25 protein-coding genes are annotated in these 22,934 nt (G+C 63.9%); 16 read left to right on the plus strand and 9 right to left on the minus strand.

What is annotated here, in order from left to right:
- The first annotated feature begins 142 nt into the window (after positions 1-142).
- The 4 genes from ACSQ3E_RS03335 (at position 143) to ACSQ3E_RS03350 (ending at position 3,546) form a co-directional block, all read left to right on the plus strand.
- Positions 143-673: a MarR family winged helix-turn-helix transcriptional regulator gene (locus ACSQ3E_RS03335; protein WP_436121611.1), complete on the plus strand. Its 531-nt coding sequence runs from the start codon at positions 143-145 to the stop codon at positions 671-673.
- Positions 663-1,382, plus strand: a complete 720-nt coding sequence (locus ACSQ3E_RS03340; protein ID WP_310316209.1) for a response regulator transcription factor — start codon at positions 663-665, stop codon at positions 1,380-1,382. The genes ACSQ3E_RS03335 and ACSQ3E_RS03340 overlap by 11 nt, the downstream gene beginning before the upstream one ends.
- A gap of 115 nt (positions 1,383-1,497) precedes the next feature.
- Entirely contained in the window at positions 1,498-1,737 is a 240-nt protein-coding gene (locus ACSQ3E_RS03345; protein WP_436121612.1) for a hypothetical protein, read from the plus strand.
- Positions 1,738-2,133: 396 nt separating this feature from the next.
- Positions 2,134-3,546: an ATP-binding protein gene (locus ACSQ3E_RS03350; RefSeq protein ID WP_436121613.1), complete on the plus strand. Its 1,413-nt coding sequence runs from the start codon at positions 2,134-2,136 to the stop codon at positions 3,544-3,546.
- A gap of 6 nt (positions 3,547-3,552) precedes the next feature.
- On the opposite strand, the gene ACSQ3E_RS03355 is transcribed toward ACSQ3E_RS03350, so the two are convergent.
- From ACSQ3E_RS03355 to ACSQ3E_RS03365, 3 genes are all read right to left on the minus strand, one after another.
- Positions 3,553-4,209 carry a methionine ABC transporter permease gene (locus ACSQ3E_RS03355; RefSeq protein WP_436121614.1) on the minus strand — a complete coding sequence of 219 codons (657 nt, stop codon included), beginning with the start codon at positions 4,207-4,209 and terminating at the stop codon, positions 3,553-3,555.
- Positions 4,190-5,275 carry a methionine ABC transporter ATP-binding protein gene (locus tag ACSQ3E_RS03360; protein ID WP_436121615.1) on the minus strand — a complete coding sequence of 362 codons (1,086 nt, stop codon included), beginning with the start codon at positions 5,273-5,275 and terminating at the stop codon, positions 4,190-4,192. The genes ACSQ3E_RS03355 and ACSQ3E_RS03360 overlap by 20 nt, the downstream gene beginning before the upstream one ends.
- Before the next feature lie 75 nt (positions 5,276-5,350).
- On the minus strand, positions 5,351-6,199 hold the full coding sequence (locus ACSQ3E_RS03365) for a MetQ/NlpA family ABC transporter substrate-binding protein (RefSeq protein WP_436121616.1): 849 nt from the start codon (positions 6,197-6,199) through the stop codon (positions 5,351-5,353).
- 300 nt (positions 6,200-6,499) lie between these two features.
- Between ACSQ3E_RS03365 and ACSQ3E_RS03370 the strand changes: the two genes are divergently transcribed.
- On the plus strand, positions 6,500-7,519 hold the full coding sequence (locus tag ACSQ3E_RS03370; RefSeq protein WP_436121617.1) for a glycosyltransferase family 4 protein: 1,020 nt from the start codon (positions 6,500-6,502) through the stop codon (positions 7,517-7,519).
- A 225-nt stretch (positions 7,520-7,744) separates the two neighbouring features.
- Here the strand turns inward: ACSQ3E_RS03370 and ACSQ3E_RS03375 are convergent, their stop codons facing one another.
- From ACSQ3E_RS03375 to ACSQ3E_RS03385, 3 genes are all read right to left on the minus strand, one after another.
- Positions 7,745-8,104 (minus strand): tRNA-binding protein, encoded by a 360-nt coding sequence (locus ACSQ3E_RS03375; protein ID WP_310316192.1) that lies wholly within the window; start codon positions 8,102-8,104, stop codon positions 7,745-7,747.
- 9 nt (positions 8,105-8,113) lie between these two features.
- Positions 8,114-8,614: a YbjN domain-containing protein gene (locus ACSQ3E_RS03380; protein ID WP_067959436.1), complete on the minus strand. Its 501-nt coding sequence runs from the start codon at positions 8,612-8,614 to the stop codon at positions 8,114-8,116.
- Positions 8,615-8,931: 317 nt separating this feature from the next.
- Positions 8,932-9,246, minus strand: a complete 315-nt coding sequence (locus ACSQ3E_RS03385) for an accessory factor UbiK family protein (protein WP_115731157.1) — start codon at positions 9,244-9,246, stop codon at positions 8,932-8,934.
- 203 nt (positions 9,247-9,449) lie between these two features.
- Between ACSQ3E_RS03385 and lgt the strand changes: the two genes are divergently transcribed.
- The 6 genes from lgt (at position 9,450) to ACSQ3E_RS03415 (ending at position 15,125) form a co-directional block, all read left to right on the plus strand.
- On the plus strand, positions 9,450-10,304 hold the full coding sequence (gene lgt, locus ACSQ3E_RS03390; protein ID WP_310316184.1) for a prolipoprotein diacylglyceryl transferase: 855 nt from the start codon (positions 9,450-9,452) through the stop codon (positions 10,302-10,304).
- Positions 10,301-11,386 carry a class I SAM-dependent methyltransferase gene (locus ACSQ3E_RS03395; RefSeq protein ID WP_436121618.1) on the plus strand — a complete coding sequence of 362 codons (1,086 nt, stop codon included), beginning with the start codon at positions 10,301-10,303 and terminating at the stop codon, positions 11,384-11,386. Before lgt ends, ACSQ3E_RS03395 begins: the two co-directional genes overlap by 4 nt.
- A gap of 105 nt (positions 11,387-11,491) precedes the next feature.
- Positions 11,492-12,283, plus strand: a complete 792-nt coding sequence (gene pgeF, locus ACSQ3E_RS03400; protein WP_436121619.1) for a peptidoglycan editing factor PgeF — start codon at positions 11,492-11,494, stop codon at positions 12,281-12,283.
- A gap of 4 nt (positions 12,284-12,287) precedes the next feature.
- Positions 12,288-13,439 carry a M24 family metallopeptidase gene (locus ACSQ3E_RS03405; protein ID WP_436121620.1) on the plus strand — a complete coding sequence of 384 codons (1,152 nt, stop codon included), beginning with the start codon at positions 12,288-12,290 and terminating at the stop codon, positions 13,437-13,439.
- Between the two features lie 43 nt (positions 13,440-13,482).
- Complete coding sequence (locus ACSQ3E_RS03410; protein WP_310316171.1) at positions 13,483-14,076, plus strand: hypothetical protein; 594 nt, start codon at positions 13,483-13,485, stop codon at positions 14,074-14,076.
- 113 nt (positions 14,077-14,189) lie between these two features.
- Positions 14,190-15,125, plus strand: coding sequence for a ribose-phosphate pyrophosphokinase (locus tag ACSQ3E_RS03415; RefSeq protein WP_115731152.1), 936 nt, complete (start codon positions 14,190-14,192; stop codon positions 15,123-15,125).
- 85 nt (positions 15,126-15,210) lie between these two features.
- On the opposite strand, the gene chrA is transcribed toward ACSQ3E_RS03415, so the two are convergent.
- The 3 genes from chrA to ACSQ3E_RS03430 form a co-directional block, all read right to left on the minus strand.
- Positions 15,211-16,545, minus strand: coding sequence for a chromate efflux transporter (chrA, locus tag ACSQ3E_RS03420; protein WP_436121621.1), 1,335 nt, complete (start codon positions 16,543-16,545; stop codon positions 15,211-15,213).
- Position 16,546: 1 nt separating this feature from the next.
- Positions 16,547-17,350, minus strand: coding sequence for a sulfurtransferase/chromate resistance protein (locus ACSQ3E_RS03425; RefSeq protein WP_310316163.1), 804 nt, complete (start codon positions 17,348-17,350; stop codon positions 16,547-16,549).
- A 148-nt stretch (positions 17,351-17,498) separates the two neighbouring features.
- Positions 17,499-18,263, minus strand: coding sequence for a sulfite exporter TauE/SafE family protein (locus ACSQ3E_RS03430; protein WP_310316160.1), 765 nt, complete (start codon positions 18,261-18,263; stop codon positions 17,499-17,501).
- 268 nt (positions 18,264-18,531) lie between these two features.
- Between ACSQ3E_RS03430 and ACSQ3E_RS03435 the strand changes: the two genes are divergently transcribed.
- The 5 genes from ACSQ3E_RS03435 (at position 18,532) to ACSQ3E_RS03455 (ending at position 22,867) form a co-directional block, all read left to right on the plus strand.
- Positions 18,532-19,143 carry a 50S ribosomal protein L25/general stress protein Ctc gene (locus ACSQ3E_RS03435; RefSeq protein WP_115731148.1) on the plus strand — a complete coding sequence of 204 codons (612 nt, stop codon included), beginning with the start codon at positions 18,532-18,534 and terminating at the stop codon, positions 19,141-19,143.
- 27 nt (positions 19,144-19,170) lie between these two features.
- Positions 19,171-19,908: an aminoacyl-tRNA hydrolase gene (pth, locus tag ACSQ3E_RS03440; RefSeq protein WP_436121622.1), complete on the plus strand. Its 738-nt coding sequence runs from the start codon at positions 19,171-19,173 to the stop codon at positions 19,906-19,908.
- An 89-nt stretch (positions 19,909-19,997) separates the two neighbouring features.
- Complete coding sequence (locus ACSQ3E_RS03445; protein ID WP_436121623.1) at positions 19,998-20,405, plus strand: GFA family protein; 408 nt, start codon at positions 19,998-20,000, stop codon at positions 20,403-20,405.
- A 107-nt stretch (positions 20,406-20,512) separates the two neighbouring features.
- The gene (gene ychF, locus ACSQ3E_RS03450; RefSeq protein ID WP_310316149.1) at positions 20,513-21,616 is read left to right on the plus strand and encodes a redox-regulated ATPase YchF; all 1,104 of its coding nucleotides are present in this window, start codon (positions 20,513-20,515) and stop codon (positions 21,614-21,616) included.
- A 456-nt stretch (positions 21,617-22,072) separates the two neighbouring features.
- Positions 22,073-22,867 (plus strand): APH(3')-II family aminoglycoside O-phosphotransferase, encoded by a 795-nt coding sequence (locus ACSQ3E_RS03455; RefSeq protein WP_436121624.1) that lies wholly within the window; start codon positions 22,073-22,075, stop codon positions 22,865-22,867.
- The last annotated feature ends 67 nt before the right edge of the window (positions 22,868-22,934 follow it).

Below are 22,934 nucleotides of genomic sequence, written 5' to 3' on the forward strand. Positions count from 1 at the left end.
ACCAAAGCAAACTCACGATGTTTCGGAAAAAACCACCGTACCTTGCCTTTTCGTTCGCAATCCGCCGAAAAGCTTGGCAAAAATTACCATCGCACCTAATTTATGTCAACAGTGCTGACATAAATTGACGAACAGGAATTCCATGGCACAACGCAGCGGCGCAACCGCCCAACCGATCCGCACCGCCGTGACGGCAGACGAAGGCATCGATTTCTCGATCATCGAGCTGATGTATTTCGCCTATCGCGACTTCACCTCCGACCCCGACCAGATTCTCGCCGAATACGGTTTCGGCCGCGCCCATCACCGCGTGCTGCACTTCGTCAACCGCCTGCCCGGGCTGACGGTCGCCGAGCTGCTCGACGTTCTGAAGATCACCAAGCAGAGCCTGGCGCGCGTGCTCAAGCAACTGATCGACGCCGGCTACATCATCCAGGTCCAGGGGCCGCGTGACAGGCGCCAGCGCGAGCTCTATCCGACGCCCAAGGGACGTACATTGACACTGGCACTGGCGCGGCCACAGTCACGCCGCATCCATGCGGCACTGGAGGGCGCGGGAGAGACCGAGCGTGCCTGGATCGAAAGATTCCTCAAGGCGATGGTCAATCCCGAATTAAGGGCGCAGATTGATCATCTGCCCGGAAACACGCCGGGGAAAGACCATGGAGAATAACGACAAGACGGCCAGCCAGGCCACGTTGGGCGACGATGCTCCGCATCTGCTCGTCGTCGACGACGACACGCGCATCCGCAACCTGCTCAAGCAGTATCTGACCGAAAACGGCTTTCGCGTTACTGTCGCAGGCAATGCCGACGAAGCGCGGCGCAAGCTTGCCGGCCTCGACTTCGACCTTCTCATCCTCGATGTGATGATGCCGGGCGAAAACGGCATCGAGCTGACCAAGTCGCTGCGCGACCAGAAAGACGTGCCGATCCTGATGCTGACGGCATTGTCGGAGACCGACAGCCGCATCACCGGGCTCGAAGCCGGCGCCGACGACTATCTGCCCAAGCCGTTCGACCCGCGCGAACTGATCCTCCGGATCAACAACATCCTGCGCCGCGGCGGCCCGGTGGCTACGCCGAAGGTCGAGCAGCTGGTGTTCGGCCCCTACACCTTCCAGATTGCCCGCCGTGAATTGAAGCGCGGTGGCGAAGCCCTCAAGCTTACCGACCGCGAGCAGGAGATCCTCGCCATCTTTGCCGCGCGTGCCGGTGAGACCATCCCGCGCCACGAACTGGTGACAGGCGATTCCGAGGTCGGTGAACGCACCATCGACGTGCAGATCAACCGTCTTCGCCGCAAGATCGAGCGCGATCCGGCCAATCCCGTCTGGCTACAGACGGTGCGCGGCATCGGCTACCGGCTCAGCGTGGAATAGCCAGTAGAAGCAGCACTCCCGGACGGCCGGTTGTTGAAGCCGGCCGCTCCGATGTAACATGGCACGCCGGCGACAAGACTGCCGCATCAAGCGGGCCGGCGTGGGAGAAACGGCCATGTTACGCGCAGTCACGCTTGCATTTGCCCTGTCTGTCTTTCCAGCCACCGCATTCGCCCATTCCTGCCCGACCATCATGGCGGCGATAGATGCCGCCCTGCCCACGTCCACGCTCGCAGAAGCGGACATGACGAAGGTCAAGGAACTGCGCGCCAAGGGCGAACAGCTGCATGCTTCAGGCGATCACACCGGATCGGAAGCTGCCCTCAACGAGGCCAAGAAACTGCTTGGCATCTGACCCCCAGACGAGTTCGAGCTGAACTCCGCAGCTCGAACTTCCTGATCATCCTGTTCTCTCCTGCAGCGCGCTGCGGGTCATAGTTTTGCGCCCCACGATTGGCTTGCCCTGCGTTCGGCGGGCTGCGCCCTGCCCCAGGGACGTACAGTCACCCGGCCAAACCCGCTTGTCGACACAGTCTCGGCACAGTTGCAAACGATCCTGCCTGCTGGCGGCGTAATGCCTCGGAACATTTGGAATTGCGGCAAAAAGCCCTATGTTTTCAGCATCGGGCAAGACGGAGTTTGACAAGGTAAGCTGTTGAACTTCAAAGACAGTTTCAGAACGATCTGGCGTGGGCTAGGATCGAGGCGAGCCCGCCGGAAGCAATCCGGCTGGCGGCGAATGGAAGTGCGGATGGCAACCACCGACATGGAACGGCCCGGCGGAGGCGGCTTTGGCACACGCAGTTGGCGTGCGCTGACGGCCGTGCCGCGCAGCTGGAATCGTTTCTGGCGGCGGGTGGCGCTGTACATGCCGAAGCGGCTCTATGCGCGCTCGCTGCTGATCGTCATCACGCCGATGATCCTGCTGCAGTCGGTCGTCGCCTTCGTCTTCATGGAGCGGCACTGGCAGACGGTCACGGTCAGGCTGTCCCAGGCGGTGACGCGCGACATCGCCGGCATCATCGACCTGCTCGACACCTTCCCGCAGCCCGAAAGCTATGCCCAGATCATTCGCATCGCCCAGGAGCGCATGTCGCTGAAGATCGACCTCTTGCCGGCCGAGCCCCTGCCACCGCCCGGCCCGAAACCGTTCTTCTCGATCCTCGACCAGGCGCTTTCGACCGAAATCCGCAAGCAGATCAACAAGCCGTTCTGGCTCGACACCGTCGGCAACTCCAACATCGTCGAGGTGCGCGTCCAGCTCGACGACAAGGTGCTGCGCGTCTTCGTCCGCCGCAGCCAGGCCTATGCGTCGAACACCCACATCTTCCTGTTGTGGATGGTCGGCACGTCGCTGGTGCTGCTGACGATCGCCATTCCGTTCCTGCGCAACCAGATCCGCCCAATCCTGCAGCTCACAGAAGCCGCCGAGAGCTTCGGCAAGGGCCGGCCGATGCCGCCCAACTTCCGGCCGCGCGGTGCGGAGGAAGTGCGGCGCGCCGGCTTCGCCTTCATCCAGATGCGCGAACGCATCGAACGCCAGATAGACCAGCGCACGGCGATGCTGACCGGCGTCAGCCACGACCTGCGCACCATCCTGACGCGCTTCAAGCTGCAGCTCGCGCTGTCGGGCAGCAAGATTGATCGCGACGCGCTGAGCCAGGACATCGAAGACATGCAGTCGATGCTCGAGGCCTATCTCGCCTTTGCCCGTGGCGAAGCCGCCGAGGACCCGGGACGCTTCGATCTCACCAGCTATCTCGACAAGCTTGGCGAGGAAGCCAAGCTGCGCAAGCGCAAGCTGAAGGTCACGCTTGTCGGCGAGCCGGAAGTGCATGTTCGCCCGAACGCCTTCTCCCGGCTGCTGCAGAACGTCGTCGGCAACGCCTTCCGCTACGCCAAGGAGGTCGAGGTGAAGGCCGTCCACGACCGCGGCATGCTGGTGGTGATGGTCGACGACAACGGCCCGGGTATTCCGGAAGAAAAGCGCGAAGAGGTGTTCAAGCCGTTCTTCCGGCTCGACGAGGCACGCAACCTCGATTCGACCGGCACCGGCCTCGGCCTGGCCGTCGCCCGCGACATCGCCCGCAGCCACGGCGGCGACATCAAATTGAGCGACAGCCCGCTGGGCGGGCTGCGCGCGATGATCCGCGTGCCGGCCTGACCAGCCTCAGGCGCGGCGGTCGAGCCGCGTCACCAGCCTGTCGCCGATCCACTGGATGCCACAGACCAGCACGATCAGCACCGCCACGACGGCAACCATGACAGCCGTCTCGAAGCGCTGGTAGCCGTAGCGTATGGCAAGGTCACCGAGCCCGCCGGCACCGATGGCGCCCGCCATGGCCGAGGCGCCGACAAGCGTCACCAGCGTGACCGTGAAGCCGGCAACGATGCCCGGCAGCGCCTCGGGCACCAGCACCTCGCGGATGATCGCCCAGCGCCCGCCACCCATGGCCCGCACCGCCTCGATCAGGCCGCGATCGACCTCGCGCAGCGACACTTCGGCGATGCGCGCATAATAGGGCGTGGCGGCAATCGCCAGCGGCACGATCGCCGCCCAGGTGCCGATCGAGGTGCCGACGATCAGCCGCGTCACCGGGATCAGCGCCACCAAAAGGATGATAAAGGGTACCGAGCGGAAGCCATTGACGAGAGCGCCAAGGATACCGTTGATCCAGCGGTGCTCGGCGATGCCGCCGCGGTCGGTGGCGACGAGCGCGAGCCCCAGCGGCAGGCCGAAGACGAGCGATATCAGGCCCGATGCCGCCGTCATCAGCACTGTCTCCCACAGCGAGCGCAGCAGAAGTTCAAGCATTATCTGTGACATAACCAAGCACCTCTACCCGGGCATCCCGGGCATTCAGGAATTCGACGACCTCGGCGACACCGCGCGATGCGGTCTCGACGCCGAGGAACAGCGTGCCCACAGGCTCGCCCTGGATGGTGTCGATGCCGCCATGGACCAGCCGGAAGCGGCTAGGAACGGCAGTTGCAAGCTCCTGCAGCAACGGCCGCCGCGCCGCCTCGCCTGCGATATCGACGCGCAGGATCGCCTCGCGACCTGCGCCGGCGAGACGGGCGACGATTGCCTGCGGCAGCTGCGGCCTTATGCCGGCGAGCAGGCTGCGCGTCACCTCAGTGCGCGGATCGGCGAAGGTCGACCACACCGGCCCCTCCTCGACGATACGCCCGGCGTCGATGACGGCGACGCGGTCGGCAATGCTGCGGATCACCTCCATCTCGTGGGTGATCAGCAGGATTGTCAGGCCAAGTTTTTGATTGATGTCTTTCAGAAGCGCCAGGATCGAGCGGGTCGTCTCGGGATCGAGCGCCGAGGTCGCCTCGTCGGAGAGCAGCACCGCCGGCCGCGCTGCGAGCGCGCGCGCGATGCCGACACGCTGCTTCTGCCCGCCCGAAAGTGCTGCCGGATAGGCCTTGGCCTTGTCGGCGAGGCCGACGAGCTCCAGCAGTTCGGCGGCACGCTTGAGCCGCTCGGCCTTGGGCAGCCCCTCGATCTTGAGCGGCAGCGCGACATTCTCCTCGACTGTCTTGGCCGAGAGCAGGTTGAAGTGCTGGAAGATCATGCCGATACGCCGGCGCAGTGGCTGTAGTTCGCGCTCGCTGAGGCCAGTGATTTCGCGGCCCTCGACGAAGATCTGGCCGCCGTCGGGCTGTTCCAGTCCGTTCAGGCAGCGGATCAGCGTCGACTTGCCGGCGCCACTGCGGCCAATGATGCCGAGCACCTCGCCCTTGCGCACGGTGAGCGAAACGCCATCGACGGCAGGCGTCTGGCCAAACCGCCGCTTGAGGTCGACGATGCGCACCACCGTCTCCGACAGCGCGGTATCAAGAGGCCGCGACACCCCTTCGATGGTTGCAAAATGCTGGGTCATGAAATCCCCTCGGGAAAGCGGAAGGCGGCCCGCCACCGAATGGCAGGCCGCCTCAGTTGTTATCAGTCGTCTGGCTCAGTAGGCGGCGACGCCGGTGCCTTTGTAGACACGGTCGAACTCGGCCTTGACGGTCGGGTTCTGGTAGGCGGCGACGAGCTTCTTGACCCAGCCCTCGTTCTCGCTGCCGGTCTTCACCGCGATGAAGTTGCGGTACGGATTTTCGGCGACCGGCTCCTGGGCGATGCGGTTCTCGGGCGTCAGCCCGCTCTTCAGCGCCCAGTCGGTGTTGACGACAGCTGCGTCGAGGTCCTCGACCGAGCGGCCGACGATGCCGGCGTCGAGTTCCTTGATTTCGAATTTCTTCGGGTTTTCGACGACGTCGGCAACCGTCGCCAGAATGCCCGTGCCGTCCTTGAGCTTGATCAGGCCGGCATCGGCCAGCACGCGCAGCGCACGGCCCTCGTTGGACGGATCGTTGGGCACGCCGATGACCGCGGCCTCCGGCAGCGCGTCGACCTTGGCATGCTTCTTGGAATAGAGGCCGATCGGCCACAGGCCGGTGTAGCCGACGGGGGTGATGTGGTAGCCCTGCGTCTTGATCTGGTTGTCGAGATAAGGCTGGTGCTGGAAGGCGTTGGCGTCGATCTCGCCGCGCTCCAGCGCCTCGTTGGGCTGGGTGTAGTCGTTGAACACGACGGTCTCGACGGTCAGGCCCTGCTTGGCGGCCTCGGCTTTGACCACACGCCAGACATCCTCGTCCTCGCCGGAGATGATGCCGACCTTGATCGCGGTCTTTTCCTCGGCGAGCGCCTGGTGCGGGACGGTGAAGCTGATGACGGTGACGACGGAGGCCAAAAGCGCGGCAAATGCCGTGCGCCGGCTGATCGCGTTGCGGTTGGAAAGGGACTTGGTGATCTCGGTCATTTCGAATTCTCGCTGAGAGCCGTTGGGAGGATGGCTCGCCCCGCTCAATGCGAAGCTTGGCCTTATCCTCGGCAAACACCCCTCTCTCGGCAAAGGATCGGATTTCACGCCAGACCCTGCCTTGGGAAAAATCGTCACAAAGAAAATGCCGGTTCGGGCAGAACCGACCTCGCCCTTCGCAGTTGCGAACAAAGCCATCGTCATTCCAGCGTCATGCAATCCTGCTCAAAGGCGCCTCGCAACGAATGGAGGACCGCTGATTCCCGGCAGGCCGGGACGCGGACAACGGGGAAGACGCCCTTGCGCATCCTGATGGTCACCGACGCCTGGCGTCCGCAGATCAACGGCGTCGTCCACACGCTCGAACGGCTCGCCGAAACACTGACCAAATTCGGTGCCGAAGCCGACTTCCTGACGCCCAACATCTTCCGCACCTTGCCGATGCCGACCTATCCCGACATCCGGCTGGCGCTGACGACGCCCGGCAACGTCGCCCGGATCATCGAGGAGCGGCGGCCCGACCACATCCACCTCGTCACCGAGGGTCCGCTCGGCATGATGGCGCGGCGCTACTGTCTCGCGCGCAACCGCCCCTTCACCACCAGCTACCACACCCGCTTTCCCGAATATGTCAGCGCCCGCCTGCCGCTGCCGGAGAGCTGGACTTACGGGCTCTTGCGCAACTTCCACAATTCCGGCCAGGGCTGCATGGTCGCCACCCAATCGCTCGCCGACGATCTTGCCTCGCGCGGCTTCGAGAAGCTCAGGCCATGGACACGCGGCGTCGACATCAACCACTTCCACCCTGACAAGAAGGTCGAGATGGACCTGCCGCGGCCGATCTTCCTCTGCGTCGGGCGCATCGCGGTGGAGAAGAACCTGCTGGCCTTCCTCGACCTCGACCTGCCCGGCACCAAGGTGCTGGTCGGCGACGGGCCGGAGTTGGAAAGGCTGAAGGCAAAATATCCCGAAGCGCATTTCCTCGGGCGCCGGCCGAGCGACGAACTGGCCGAAATCTATGCTTCGGCCGACGTCTTCGTCTTCCCAAGCCGCACCGACACCTTTGGCAATGTCATCATCGAGGCGCTGGCCAGCGGCACGCCTGTCGCCGCCTACCCGGTGACAGGGCCGATCGACATCGTCGGCGACGGCATCGGCGGCGTGGTTTCAGAGGATCTGCGCGAGGCAGCACTCGCCGCGCTCAAGATCGATCGCACCGAGGCCCGCGAGCGCGCCATGCGATACACCTGGAATGCCTGCGCCGAGATGTTCCTGGACAATGTGAAGGCGGCTTACACCGAGGCCCCGAAGCCAGGGTAGCCCATTCAGGTCGCCCCTCTCCGCCTCGCTGCGCTCGGCACCTCTCCCCAGAGGGGCGAGGAAGCAAACTGGAGAAGCCGCAGCATTGCGTTAGTGGTTTCCTCGCCCCTTTGGGGAGAGGTGTCGAGGCGTAGCCGAGACGGAGAGGGGTTCTTCCTAACAGCCGGTCCGACGTTTCGAGCCCTACCCGGGTCTCGCTACGCTCGCCCGGGATGACGATGGACGCTAGAACAGCCTTCCGCCGTCCGGCACCTTGCGCTCGATAGCGCCGAGCACGACGTCGCCGTCCTCGTCAGGGAAGCCCAGCGTCAGCACTTCCGACATGAACGGGCCGATCTGGCGCGGCGGGAAGTTGACGACGGCAAACACCTGCCGTCCCAACAGCGTCTCGGGCGTGTAGTATTTGGTGATCTGCGCCGACGACTTCTTGACGCCGATCTCGGCGCCAAAATCGATCTTCAGCTTGAAAGCCGGCTTGCGCGCCTCCGGAAACGGCTCGACCTCGACGATCGTGCCGGTTCGGATGTCAACCTTGTCGAAGTCGGCAAAGCTGATCTCGGGCTTGCGCGCGGTGTGCGAACTCATGCGGCGGTCTCAGGCGTTGCCGTGCGTCTCGAACAGCACGCTTGCCAGCGCATCCTTGGCCGAGGTGCCCGACCAGACGACGAACTGGAACGCCTGGAAATAGCATTCGCAGGCTTCGAGCGCCGACGACAGCAGCACTTCGACCTGCTGGCTGGTCGGCTCGACGCCACCAGCGAGCAGCAGCGACTGGCGGAACATGATCGCGCCTTCGGTCTCCCAAAGGTCGAAATGCCCGAACAGCATCTGCTCGTTGATCAGCGACAAGAGCCTCAGGATCTCAAGCGTACGGCTTTCCGGAACCTTGACGTCGAAGGCACATGCCAGGTGCAGGGCCTCGAAGTCTTCCATCCAGGAAAACGAAACCTGGTATTCGGTCCAGTTGCCGACAACAGAAATCGAGATCTCGTCGTCACCGGCACGTTCGAACGCCCAGTCGTTGTTATGAGCCACCTGCTCGATGACATCCACCGGATGGATTTCGCGGGAGAACTCGAGTTCGAGAAGTTCCATAAATGCTTCCTGTCGTTCCGGGCGCGTCATCGCGCTCCGCGCGGGGGACACACACGACGAACTTTATTCTTGAACTCGGACGACCAGCGCTGCCGGACTCAATACCCCCCAGCCGGACCGCGCCATCCGGTGCACGACGCTGTTTCGAATCGTGCAGTAAATTCAGTGTATTGATCGTGACTCTCGTGAACAGCCCAATTTTTCGCAACGTCCCATTCGGATGTGGAAACAGGCTGCGGCGCAGATTCACAAAGCGCCGGTAAGCGATTCACGACAAAGCACTTTTTCGGATGGCGCTTTGTGGAAAAGTTAACGAATTATTTCTTTGTACGGGGCTTCGGCGAGGCCGCCGGTGAGGCCTTGTCGGCATCTTCGCCGGCGCGGCCGGCGAGCTGGGCCTCGAGTGCCTCGATGCGGGCGACCAGCGCCTTGTTCTCGGCGCGCGCCTTGATCGCCATGTCGCGAACCGCCTCGAACTCCTCGCGCTGCACCAGCTCGAGCGAATTCATCGCCCGCTCGGCCTGCGAACGGAACGCGGTTTCGACCTCACGCCTGACGCCCTGCGCGGCACCTGCGGCATCGGTCATCAGCTTGGCGAACTCATCCAGAATACGGTTCGGTCCGGTCGTCATGGCTAACCCTCGCGTTGTCCATTCGACGTAGTGGGGCAAGGCGGCGAATGCAAGGATATCGTGGTTCCCAATAGGTGCCAAATGCTGCGGCAAAGATGCCCGCCCGCCAGCAATGACTTCTCGGTTACTGCGGGGTTGCCTGCCTTGACCGTGCCAAAAGCCTGCCGCATGGTCCGCCGCGATTGCCTGCCCTGGAGACTGATTTGAGCGAATACCTTGCCTTGCCGCTGGCAGCCCTGCCCTTTCCGAACATCGATCCGGTGATCGTGCAGCTTGGGCCACTGGCCATTCACTGGTACGGGCTGGGCTATATCATCGGCATCCTGTTTGCCTGGTGGTACGCCAAGCGGCTTGTGACCAATACGCGCCTGTGGCCGAACGGCGTGCTGCCGATGAAGCCCGAGGCGCTCGACGATTTCCTCGTGTGGGCGGCAGCCGGCGTCGTGCTCGGCGGCCGTATCGGCTACATCCTGTTCTACGACCTCGCCCGCTACATCTCCAACCCGCTCGACATTTTCGCGGTGTGGCAGGGCGGCATGTCGTTTCATGGCGGCCTCCTCGGCGTCACGCTCGCCATGGTGCTGTTTGCCCGCAAGCACGGCATCCTCGTCTGGTCGCTGATCGACGTCGTCGCCGCCGGCGTGCCGGTCGGCCTCGGGCTGGTGCGTCTCGCCAACTTCATCAATTCGGAACTCTGGGGCCGGGTGACCAATGTGCCCTGGGCTGTCGAGTTCCCGACCGGCGGACCGTTCCTGCGCCACCCGAGCCAAATCTATGAAGCGCTGCTCGAAGGCCTTGTGTTGTTCCTCGTGCTTTATTTCCTGACCCATTCCAGGCTGAAGCTGAAGACGCCGCGTTTCATCGCCGGCGCCTTCGTCTGCGGCTATGGCCTGTCGCGCATCTTCGTCGAGTTCTTCCGCGAGCCCGACCAGCAAATCGGCTATCTCGCCGGCAATTGGCTGACCATGGGCATGGTGCTGTCGGTGCCGATGGTGCTGATCGGCGTCTGGGCGATGCTGTCGGCCAAGCCGGTCACGCAGGTCGCAAGGCCGGCATGACCGCGCTCAAGACGCGTATCGCAGGCCTGATCGCGGCATCAGGCCCGATCAGCGTCGCCGACTATATGGCGCTGTGTCTGTTCGATCCGGCTGACGGCTACTACACGACGCGCGAACCATTCGGTGCCGAGGGCGACTTCACCACCGCGCCGGAGGTCAGCCAGATGTTCGGCGAACTCGTCGCCGTGTGGCTCCATGCCGCCTGGCAGGCATCAGGGCGCCCCGCTGGCGCGATGCTGGCCGAGATCGGCCCCGGGCGCGGCACGCTGATGAAGGACGTGCTCAGGGTGCTGGCCAAGCTCGATGCGGCCTTCGTCGCCGACGCTTCCATAGCACTGGTCGAGACCAGCCCGCGGCTTCGCGAGGTGCAGAAACAGACCCTCGCCGACAACGGCATCCGGATCGAATGGCACGACACCGTGTCGACGCTACCGGATGCGCCGCTGTTCATCGTCGGCAACGAACTGTTCGACGCCATTCCGACGCGCCAATTCGCCAAGATCGGCGCCGCATGGCACGAACGTGCCGTGGGCCTCAATGACGCAGGCGAACTTGCCTTCGTCGCCGGTCCGGCAACCATCGAGCCCTCCCTGCTGCCAGCTGATGCTGCGACCGCGGCCGATGGCGCGATCTTCGAATTCGCGCCGGCGCGCAGCGGGACCATGGAGGCGATCTCAGAGCACATCGCGGCTTCCGGCGGCGCCGGGCTGTTCTTCGACTATGGCCATCTCGAACCAGGCATCGGCGACACGCTGCAGGCTCTGCGCAAGCACCAGTATGATGACGTGCTCGCCTATCCCGGCGAGGCCGACCTGACCTCGCATGTCGATTTCGCAGCCCTTGCCATGGCTGCCCGGACGAATGGGCTGGATACTCATCTGGCAACGCAAGGCGAGTTCCTGCTCGCCATGGGGCTGCTCGAACGTGCTGGCAAGCTCGGCACCAACGCGGACGCCGCCGGGCGCGAAAAGATCAGCGGTGAGGTCGAGCGGCTGGCCGGCCCTGACGCCATGGGAACGTTATTCAAGGTGCTTGCGGTTGCCCCGCGTGGCACAAGAATTCCCTTCCCAACCGTCAGTTGACAGCACGCTCGCGCCTGCCCCACTGTCCGGCCTCGAAATGGCGAGGCGACCTGTGGCGGCTGGCCCGGCCTTGACGAAATCGCGGACGAGGATGACAAGGCGGCAATGCTGAACGACTCGAAACCGGATCCGATCCGGTCCAACTTGCTCGCCAGCGCGGAGGCCAACGGCATCCGCCACGGTTACTTCACCCGCACCGGCGGGGTCTCAGAAGGCATCTACCAGGGCCTCAACATCGGCGTCGGCTCCGACGACGACCAGTCGCGCGTCGCCGAGAATCGCCGCCGCGTCGCAAGCTGGATGGGCGTGCCCGCCGACCACCTGCTCAGCCTCTACCAGGTCCACTCGCCCGACGTGGTCGTCGCCACCGGCCCCTTTGCCGGCGGCCGCCCCAAGGCCGACGCGCTGGTGACCGACAGGCCCGGCATCGCGCTGGGCGCCTCGTCGGCCGATTGCGGCCCGGTGCTGTTTGCCGACCCGGAGGCGCGCATCATCGGTGCTGCCCATGCCGGCTGGAAAGGCGCCTTCACGGGCGTGCTCGAAAACACCGTAACCGCGATGGAAGGCCTCGGCGCCAGGCGCGAGCGCATCCTCGCCGTGCTCGGCCCCTCGATCAGCGCCGCCAATTATGAGGTCGGTCCGGAGTTCGTCGCCCGCTTCGTCGAGGGCGATGGCGACAACATCAGGTACTTCGCGCCTTCGGCGAATGCCGGCCATCACATGTTCGACCTCAACCTCTACACGGTCGACCGGCTGCGCAAGGCAGGCGTGAAGGCCGAGGCCCTGAACCGCTGCACCTATGCGGAAGAGGAGCTCTTTTATTCCTACCGGCGCACCACGCACCGCAAGGAAGCTGATTACGGGCGGCAGATTTCGGCAATTGCATTGGAGGACTGACAGCATGGCGCTGCATTTCGAACGAACCGAATTCGACGCCCGGCGCGACCGGCTGATGATCGAGATGGCCGAAAAGAAGCTCGATGCCGTTGTCCTGTTCGCGCAGGAGAGCATGTACTGGCTGACCGGCTACGACACGTTCGGCTTCTGCTTCTTCCAGTCGCTGGTGGTGATGGCCGACGGCTCGATGACGCTGTTGACCCGTTCGGCCGACCTGCGCCAGGCGCGCCACACCTCGATCATCGAAAACATCGTGCTGTGGACCGACCGCGACAACGCCAACCCGACGCTCGACCTGCGCAACCTGCTCAACGATCTCGGCCTGCTCGGCGCACGTGTCGGCGTCGAATACGACACCCATGGCCTGACCGCCTTCAACGGCCGCCGCCTCGACGAGCAGCTGCAGACCTTCGGCCAGATCGTCGATGCCTCCGGAATCGTCGGGCGCCTGCGCTTGTTCAAGAGCCCGGCCGAGATCGAGAAGGCGGAAAAGGCGGCGAGCCTTGCCGACGACGCGCTCGACGCGGCACTGCCGCTGATCAAGCAGGGCGGCGACGAAGCCAAGATCCTGGCCGCCATGCAGGGCGCGATCTTCACCGGCGGCGGCGACTATCCTGCTAACGAGTTCATCATCGGTTCCGGTGCGGATGCCCTGCTCTGCCGCTACAAGTCCGGCCGGCGCAAGCTCAACAAGAACGACCAGCTGACGCTCGAATGGGCCGGCGTCTTCAACCATTACCATGCGCCGATGATGCGCACCGTGTTGACCGGCAAGGCCTCCAGGCGCCACCAGGAGCTCTACGACGCTTCGCTGGCCGCCCTGCTGGCGGTCGAAAAGGCGATGACGCCGGGCAATACCTTCGGCGACGTCTTCGACGCGCATGCCCGAACGCTGGAAGCACATGACCTGACCAAGCACCGGCTCAATGCTTGCGGTTACTCGGTCGGCGCCCGCTTCACCCCATCCTGGATGGACATGCCGATGTTCTACCAGGGCAACCCTGAGCCGATTGCCCCCAACATGACCTTGTTCGCCCACATGATCATCATGGATTCGGAAACCGAGACCGCGATGACGTTGGGTCGTACCTATCTGACCACTGAATCCGCACCCAAGCCGCTTTCCCGCCATGATCTCGACTTGATCGTACGATGATTGCGCAGAGTGCTGAGGGGCGTTTGCCAGGGAGTTCGGGCAAATGAGACGTTGGATTTTTGCGGCAGCCTGTCTGTCCGCCTCTGCCGCCCTGTCCGCTTGCAACAGCGCCAAGGACGTTCTCGAACCATCGGCGGTCGCACCCACCGAGCAGTCGGCAGCACTTGCCAAGTCCGAAGGCACCGATGTCGCAGCGCCCGCGGTGGCGGGTGCCGCGACCGCCGCGGCAGCGGCCGTCCCGGCACAGGCGGCAGCTGCAGTCAGCAAGGCGCGCGTGCAGTTCGCCCCAATCGTCGGTGCAACCGTCGAGGCGGCGACGCCGCTGACCCAGCGCCTCGGCGCCAGGGCCCGCGAGCGCGGCATCACGCTTGCCGGCAGCACCGACACCACGCCGCCCGGCATCATCATGCGCGGCTACTTCTCGGCGATGACCGAAGGCAAGGACACGACTGTCGTTTATGTCTGGGACGTCTACGATCCGGCAGGCACGAGGCTGCACCGGATCAATGGCCAGCAGACGGCGGCATCGGCCGGCAGCGGCGAAGGCTGGCCGGCGGTAGCGCCCGCCACCATGCAGTCGATAGCCGACAGCACCATCGATCAATTGGCCACCTGGCTCGCCGCAAAACCCGGTTAGACCGCGACATTCCGTTCCACAATGTCGCTTTTTTGGGATTCAGTGGCGAGTCCGCTTGCAATAGCGGCAAGGACCGCTAAAAGCCCGCTCATAATCTCTACCAGGATCGGTACATGAAACTCTTCGCGGGCAATTCCAATCGGGTGCTAGCAGAAGCGGTCGCGCGCTATCTCAACATCCCCCTGGGCAAGGCCAGCGTCAGGCGCTTCGCTGACCAGGAAATCTTCGTCGAGATCCAGGAGAACGTGCGCGGCGAGGACGTCTTCATCCTCCAGTCGACCGCCTACCCGACCAACGATCACCTGATGGAACTGCTCATCATGATCGACGCCTTCATGCGTTCGTCGGCACGGCGCATCACGGCGGTCATTCCTTACTTCGGCTACGCACGGCAGGATCGCCGCGCTTCGGGCCGCACGCCGATCTCGGCCAAGCTCGTCGCCAACATGATCGCCCGCGCCGGCGCCAACCGCGTGCTGACGCTCGACCTGCATGCCGGCCAGATCCAGGGCTTCTTCGACATCCCGACCGACAACCTGTTTTCGGTTCCGGTCATGGCCCGCGACGTCAAGGCCAAGTACAAGCAGCTGAACAACGTCATGGTGGTTTCGCCCGATGTCGGCGGCGTGGTTCGCGCCCGTGCGCTGGCCAAGCGCATCGATGCCCAGCTCGCCATCGTCGACAAGCGCCGCGAACGCCCCGGTGAATCCGAGGTGATGAACGTCATCGGCGAAGTCCACGGCAAGGACTGCCTGCTGATCGACGACATCGTCGATTCTGGCGGCACGCTGTGCAACGCGGCTGACGCGCTGCTGGCCAAGGGCGCCACCTCAGTCACCGCCTACATCACCCACGGCGTGCTTTCGGGCGGTGCTGCCGCCCGTATCGCCGGCTCGCAGTTGCAGGAACTTGTCATCACCGACTCGATCCAGCCAACCCAGGCGGTGATGGACGCCCACAACATCCGCGTCGTCTCGATCGGCGACCTGATCGGCGAAGCGATCTCGCGCACGGCAACCGAAGAATCGGTGTCGAGCCTGTTCGACTAAGCTTTCTGCTTTAGCAGACCGTTCAAAGCCCCGCCCGGTGATCCGCGGCGGGGCTTTTTCGTTCCGGCAAGGCGTCAGCAATGTTTCAGGACAACTGCCAGACCATGCCGGCAAGTGCCGAGATTGCCAGCACGACGATCATGTTGGCGTGGAACCGGATCAGCGCCACGCCCGCGGCAAGGGCGATAGTTGCCGCGGCCCAGTCGAAACTGCTGAAATCCAGCACCGGCAGTGCGAACGGCCCCCAGGTCACCTCCCCGACATTGCCGAACAGCACGTGCAGCCCAAACCACACGGCCAAGTTGGCGATGATGCCGACGACGGCAGCGGTGACCGCAGACAATGCGCTTGCCAGCCAGCGCACGTTGCGCACCGTCTCGACATAGGGCGCGCCGACGAAGATCCACAAGAAGCACGGCACGAAGGTGAACCACAGCGTCACCACAGCCCCCGCGACGCCGCCGGCCAATGGTGCCAGCGCCGAAAGTCGCGCCCCACCGAGGAAACCGACGAACACCAGCACCAGGATCAGCGGCCCCGGCGTCGTCTCCGCGAGGCCGAGGCCGGTCAGCATCTCGTCCGGCTTCAGCCAGCCATGCACCTCGACCGCCTGCTGCGCAACATAGGCGAGCACCGCATAGGCCCCGCCGAAGGTTACTGCTGCCATCTTGGAGAAAAACGTCGCCTCTGTCGTAAACACATGCGTCGGGCCGAGCGCCTGCCACAAGACGATCAGCGGCACGAACCAGATCGCCAGCCAGACGGCGAGCGTGGAGAAGAACCGCCGCGCGCTCGGCTGCGTCCATTCCGGCATGGCATAGGCGATTTCCGGCTCGGCTTCCGCCGACGCCCTGCTGCCGTTGGTCCCGAATAGATGCATCAGCGCGCCGATGATTGCCGCGGCCGCAATGATCAGCGGGAACGGCAGCTTGAGGAAGGCGATGGCGACGAAGGCCGCTATGGCGAGGATGACCATGCTGCCGTTCTTCAACGCGCGTTTGGACACCTTGATCAGCGCCTCGAGCACGACGGCGAGCACGGCTGCCTTGAGTCCGAAAAGCAGCCCCTGCACCAGCGTGACGTGACCGACGGTCAGGTAGATCGCAGACAGTGCGGTGATGACGAAAGCACCTGGCAGAACGAACAGCAGCCCGGCGACCAGCCCGCCCCTGATGCCGTGCATGAGCCAGCCGGCATAGGTCGCAAGCTGCATTGCCTCGGGCCCCGGCAGCAACATGCAGTAGTTGAGCGCATGCAGGAAACGCGGCTCGTCGAGCCAGCGCTTCTCGTCGACGAGGATCTTGTGCATCAGCGCGATCTGGCCTGCCGGCCCGCCGAACGACAGCAGGCCGATCTTGGCGAAGGTCCGCGTCGCCTCTCCGAATGAAGGAGGCGCGGCCCTCAATGGCGTCGTATCCATGTCAGATCGCCTTTGCCGGCCAGTTGTGGGTTTCCGAGGTAGCGTAACGGCACCAGCCATACAACGCGTCGTAGATCGTCATGCCCTTTTCCAGTTGCGCGAGGTCGTCGTCCTCGATCGCCGACAGGCCGAGCGATATCGCGAGCAAGCCCGCCGCCTGCGGCTCCATGTCGAGCTGGGCTGTATCAGCGCCGCGCACGATGCGGGCAAGATGCATCAGGGCGGGATTAGTCAGCCCGAACTCCGATATCAGCGTGTCGAAGGTGCACTCCTCGCCGCGATGCGAATAATGCACGTCCTTGATGTCATAGGGGATGGCGCCGGTCTCGTCGGCGACGTCCTTGACCCATTCGGCCGAGACGAAGTGGAACACCGCAAGCGGGTCGATGAACCGCCGGATGAGCCAAGGGCAAGCGATGCGGTCGATCTTCGGCCGCGACCGCGTCACCCACACGCTCGGCTGTGGCAATCCGGGCTCAAGTCCGGGCGCTTCGCGGGCAACGAGCAGCCCACCCGCCGCAATCCAAGCGTCGATGCCGCCTTCGAGCATCGAAACGGAGGCGCCTGCAGCGGTCAGGCGAGCTGCGGCGATCTCGCTGACATTGTGACCGTGGGCGCAATAGACGACCAGTTCGCGTCCGGCCGGCAATTGCGGCAACCAGTCGTCGGTCTTCATGTGATGGCGCCAGAACGCGCCGGCGATACGCGTCGGCGACGCCGCAAAGGCTTCGGCCCTGCGCACGTCGATGATCAGCGGGCAACGATCGGTGCCGATCAGTGGCAGTAGATTTTGGGATGAAATCATCCGAGGCATGGTTTTTCCTCCGCATAGCTAGCGAAGGCGGAACTTGGGCTCACGCCTCACGGGGAGTCCACCATGCCCCCGATATGTGAAGTCTATTTGAAAGCGGCCCGATCTTCAACAACGAAGGTCCGGCGGGCGCCTTCCCCAGTCATCGCAGCACACCGTCGAGTGCCGGCAAGCCGATGATCGCAGCTGTGGCAATCAGCCCGTAGCAGATGCGGCGGAAGGTCGCCTCGTTGGCCCGGCTGAACAGCCGCGAGCCGATGTAGAGACCGATCGCGAAGGTCGGCCCGATCGTCAGTGACAGCCCGACCGTCTCCCAGGTCAGCAGTCCGGCGACCAGGTAGCTGGTGATCGACAGCACGCTCGAAATGGCGAAATAGAGCACGATGTTGGCCCGCACCGTCAGTGGCGGGATCGCGCCACCGAGCCAATAGGCGACGACAGGCGGACCGCCGACCTGGGCGGCCCCCGAAAACAGCCCCGAGGTCATGCCGACGGCTGCCGTCAGGCTGGCATGCGGACGGCCATGGTAGCGCCAGCCCGACATCAGCAGTGCCAACAGCCCGGCGACTATGGCGACGATCGCCCAGCGGATCATGACGCCATCGACATGGGTGAGCAGGTAGGTGCCGGTCGGCACGCCGATGACCGCCCCCAGCGCCATGACACCGACATTGCCGCGATCGGCGCTGCGCCACGCCTTGGGAATCAGCCCCGGCGTCAGCACCAAGTCGACGATGAGTAGCAGCGGCACGGCAAGCTTGGCGCCGATCAGCGCGCTTGCCACCGGCACGAAGATCAGCGCCCCGCCAAAACCCGAGAAGCCGCGCGCGCAGCCGGCGACGAAGGCGGCAACGACCAGCACCACGATGGTTGCAGTCGAAAGGTTGAGGGGGAGGATTTCGTACATATCTGGCTTGTCGGCTTCATTAGTTGAGCCCGGCCTGATACAGGCTCGGCTGGAGAAGCGCGAGCAGCCACAGCTGCATCAACGGGGAGCCAGCCCAAAAACGGCGCGGCGGTTGCACTTTTTGCCACCTTCCGATATAGAGCCGCCACCCGCGTAGACACCCTTGGAGGCAACGCGGCGGAAGGCCGCCTCACCCGGCGGCTTTCGACGTTTACGGATCAGGCTTCATGCCCGCCGTAGGCGCTCCATACAACCGAAAGGAAATGCCATGAGCGAAACATACGAGCTCAAGGCCGAAGCACGCGAACTGGTCGGTAAGGGGTCCGCCCGTGAAGTTCGTCGCAACGGTAAAGTGCCTGCAGTTATTTACGGCGACAAGCAGCCTCCCCTGGCCATCGCCCTGTCCTACAAGGACATCTTCTACAAGATCCATGGCGGCGGCTTCCTGACCACCGTGGCGACGATCGACGTCGGCGGCAAGAAGATCCAGGTCCTGCCGAAGGACTACCAGCTCGATCCGGTCCGTGACTTCCCGATGCACGTAGACTTCCTGCGCGTTGGCGCAAACACCGAAGTCAACGTCCAGGTTCCGGTTCACTTCATCAATGAAGAGAAGTCGCCCGGCATCAAGCGCGGCGGCACGCTGAATATCGTCCGTCACGAGGTCGAGTTCCACTGCCCGGCCAACGCGATCCCCGAGTTCATCACCGTCGACCTCGACGGCACCGACATCGGCGATTCGATCCACATCTCGGCCGTCAAGCTGCCGAAGGGCGTAAAGCCCGTCATCTCTGACCGCGATTTCACCATCGCAACGATCGCCGGCACCTCGGCATCGAAGTCGGAAGAAGGCGCAACCGAGGCTGCCCCAGAGGCATAATCGGCGCATACTCGGAGGCCCCGAAACATGCTGCTCTTTGCAGGTCTCGGCAATCCGGGTACGCAATACCAGAACAACCGGCACAATGTCGGCTTCATGGCGGCGGACGCAATTGCCCGCCGCCATTCGTTTTCGCCCTGGACGAAGAAGTTCAAGGGCCTGATCGCCGAAGGCAGCATTGCCGGCGAAAAGATCATCCTGATCAAGCCGCAGACCTTCATGAACCTGTCCGGCCAGTCGGTCGGCGAGGCCATGCGTTTCTACAAGCTCGCCCCCGCCGATCTCATCGTCTTTTATGACGAGCTCGACCTCGTCGCCGGCAAGGTGCGGGTCAAGGTTGGCGGCGGCGCTGGCGGCCACAACGGCATCCGCTCGATCGACCAGCATATCGCCAAGGATTATCGCCGCGTCCGCATCGGCATCGGCCACCCCGGCGTCAAGGAAATGGTCCACGGCCACGTGCTTGGCGATTTTGCCAAGGCCGACAAGGAGTGGCTCAACGTCCTCCTCGACCTCCTCGCCGACAGCGCCGATCTGCTGACCAAGGGCGACGACAACGGCTTCATGAACAAGGTCACCGTCGGGCTGCGCGGCAAGCTGCAGCCGACGAGCGCGGGCGACGCTCCACCGCCGAAGGCAGCCAAGCCGCAGGCGCCGAAGGCCCAGAGTCACATCCGCCAAGCCCGCCCGAACCAGCCTGCCATCAAAGTTCCGGAGACCGGCCCGATGGCCGCGATGTTGAAGAAGCTGCTCGGCAAGGACTGAGCGCCCCGCAAAGACATTCGCCTTCGTTCATGCGATAAGGGCGCGCAATTGCCCTTTGGTCCGACGCATCCGTCCGGCGAGGTGTCACCATGCAATTCAAAACCGCATCCTGCTCCTGCGGGAAGCTGAGCATCGAGGTCAGTGGCACACTGCTCGGTGTCGGCGTCTGCCATTGCCTGGCCTGCCAGCGCCGCACCGGCAGCGTCTTTGCGGCCCTTGCCGCCTTCGCCCCGCCCTATACGGTCACGGGCACGGCGACGGAGTACCTGCGTGTCGGCGACAGGGGGTCCCGCTACACCTTCCGCTTCTGCCCGGTCTGCGGCACCAACCTGTTCCACACCGAAGTCGGCGCCGAAAGCGCGTTCGTGGCGGTCGCTGTCGGCGGCTTCGCCGACCCGGATTTTCCCCCTCCGGAGGATTCTGTCTACGACTGCCGCCGCCATTCATGGGTCGTCCTGCCACCGGGAACCAAGGCCTACGACAAGAATCCCGACTGACGGATGCCGTGCGCGGGACCGTGTGCGACGCTGAAAGACTTGACGATCTTAGGCCCTATCGCCCATAGCCCTGTTCAAATTCCGATTTCCCGATAGGACCGATCACCATGGGTTTCAAATGCGGCATCGTTGGCCTGCCCAACGTTGGCAAATCGACGCTTTTCAACGCGCTGACGCGCACCGCCGCGGCACAGGCCGCCAACTATCCGTTCTGCACCATCGAGCCGAACACCGGCGAGGTCGCGGTACCGGATCCGCGTCTCAAGCAGCTGGCCAACATCGCCAAGTCGAAGGAGATCATTCCGACCCGCATCTCCTTCGTCGACATCGCCGGCTTGGTGCGCGGCGCCTCGAAGGGTGAAGGCCTGGGCAACCAGTTCCTCGCCAACATCCGCGAGGTCGACGCCATCGTGCATGTGCTGCGCTGCTTTGAAGATGACGACATCACCCATGTCGAAGGCCGCATCGACCCCGTCGCCGACGCCGAAACGGTCGAAACCGAGCTGATGCTCGCCGACCTCGAGAGCCTCGAGCGCCGCATCGTTCAGTTCCGCAAGCGCGCTGCCAGCAAGGACAAGGAAGCGACGACAATCCTGCCGATGATGGAGCAGGCCCTGGCGCTGCTGCAGGACGGCAAGCCAGCCCGGCTGCTGCTCAAGGGCATCGCTGCCGAGGATCTCGAGATCCTGCAGGGCCTGAACCTGCTTACCTCGCATCCGGTGCTCTATGTCTGCAACGTCGCCGAAAGCGAAGCTGCCACCGGCAACGAGCACACCCAAGCCGTCCAGAAGATGGCCGAGGCGCAGGGCGCCGGCGTCGTCGTCATTTCAGCCGCGATCGAAGCCGAAGTGGCGCAGTTGCCCGACGAAGAGGCGCAGGAATTCCTCGCCGATCTTGGCCTCGATGAGCCGGGCCTCGATAAGCTCATCCGCGCCGGCTACGAGCTTCTGCACCTCATCACCTACTTCACCGTGGGTCCGAAGGAGACGCGTGCCTGGACCGTGCACAAGGGCGCCAAGGCACCGCAGGCGGCCGGTGTCATCCACACCGACTTCGAGCGCGGCTTCATCCGCGCCCAGACAATCGCCTTCAACGACTTCGTAACGCTTGGCGGCGAAGTCCCGGCCAAGGAAGCCGGCAAGGCGCGCGACGAAGGCAAGGAATATGTCGTCCAGGACGGCGACGTGATGCTGTTCAAGTTCAACACCTGATCCTGGCCGCCGCGTACGCATAAGAAAGCCCCGCATCGCGGGGCTTTTCTTTTGGCGCGGCGCAATAGAATGCGCTCGGCCTTTGCAAGTCCGGCTCTCGGTCTGCTCCCGTTAACCTTTTGCTAACCAAGCCTGGCTACGGTCGCCTGGAGATTTGCAGATCGTCTCCACCTTTGACCACGGATGTACTGGCACTGGATGTTGAGACGCTAGAGAAAGGTCGGGGTCACCCCGGCCTTTTTTGTTTGTCTAGGACGGCAACGTCATGCGGCCAAATCTAGCACCCAGATCGGGCTCGATACTTAAGCATTGGGTACGTCATCACGAAACGTAGGCCGCCTTACGCACAACCGACCGAATTGTTCTCGACGGCCCAATTTCGAATACCTATCTGGCCCAGACGCAGGCGACGGCAGCGATGCTATCCCGCGCTGCAAGCGACGCTTTGAGGGACCGATGACGCAGCACGCACATTTCGAGATGGATCTTCCCGCGTCGCTGCGTGAAGCGCTGGCCGGCTATGGCTGGCAGCAGCAAACCATCGGCCATTCGGACGCCGGCGTGTTCAAGCTGGTGGCCGACGGCAAGCCGACGCTGTTCCTCAAGACCGAGGCGTCAGGCCAGTTCGCCGAACTGCCCGACGAGGTGGCCCGGCTTTGGTGGCTGGGTGGCCAGGGCATTCCCTGCCCCGAAGTCATCGTCTTCGAAACCCATGCCGGCCATAACTGGCTTTTGATGAGCGCGGTTGCCGGGCGGGATCTCGTTTCGCAAGAAACAGTCCCTGCCGAAGCCATCGCCATCATGGCCGATGCGTTGCGCCGGCTGCATGCGCTCGACGTCGCCGCCTGCCCGTTCGATCACAGCCTTACGCAACGCATCGCCGTGGCCAAGGCCCGCACTGACGCCGGTGAGGTCGATGAAGACGATTTCGACGACGAATGGCTGGGGCAGAGCGCGCAGCAGGTGTTCGAGGAGCTTCTGGCGCGGCGGCCGGCGTCCGAGACACTTGTCGTGACACATGGCGACGCCTCCATGCCGAATTTCATGGCCGATGGCGGCCGCTTCACCGGCTTCATCGACTGCAGCCGGCTCGGCGTCGCCGACCTGCACCAGGACCTCGCGCTCGCCTGCTGGAGCATCCACTTCAATCTCGGCGAAGAGTGGATAGCGCCCTTCCTCGCGCTCTACGGCCTGCCCGACGCCGATGCGGCCAAGCTGTCCTACTACCAGTTGCTCGACGAGTTCTTCTGAGCGGCGGCCGGCTCGGCATCACCTTACCGATTTGCAACTTGACGTCGCAGCCGACCGGGTCTATCGC

The organism is Aminobacter sp. LjRoot7 (genome assembly GCF_964252895.1).
Taxonomy (GTDB): domain Bacteria; phylum Pseudomonadota; class Alphaproteobacteria; order Rhizobiales; family Rhizobiaceae; genus Aminobacter; species Aminobacter aminovorans_B.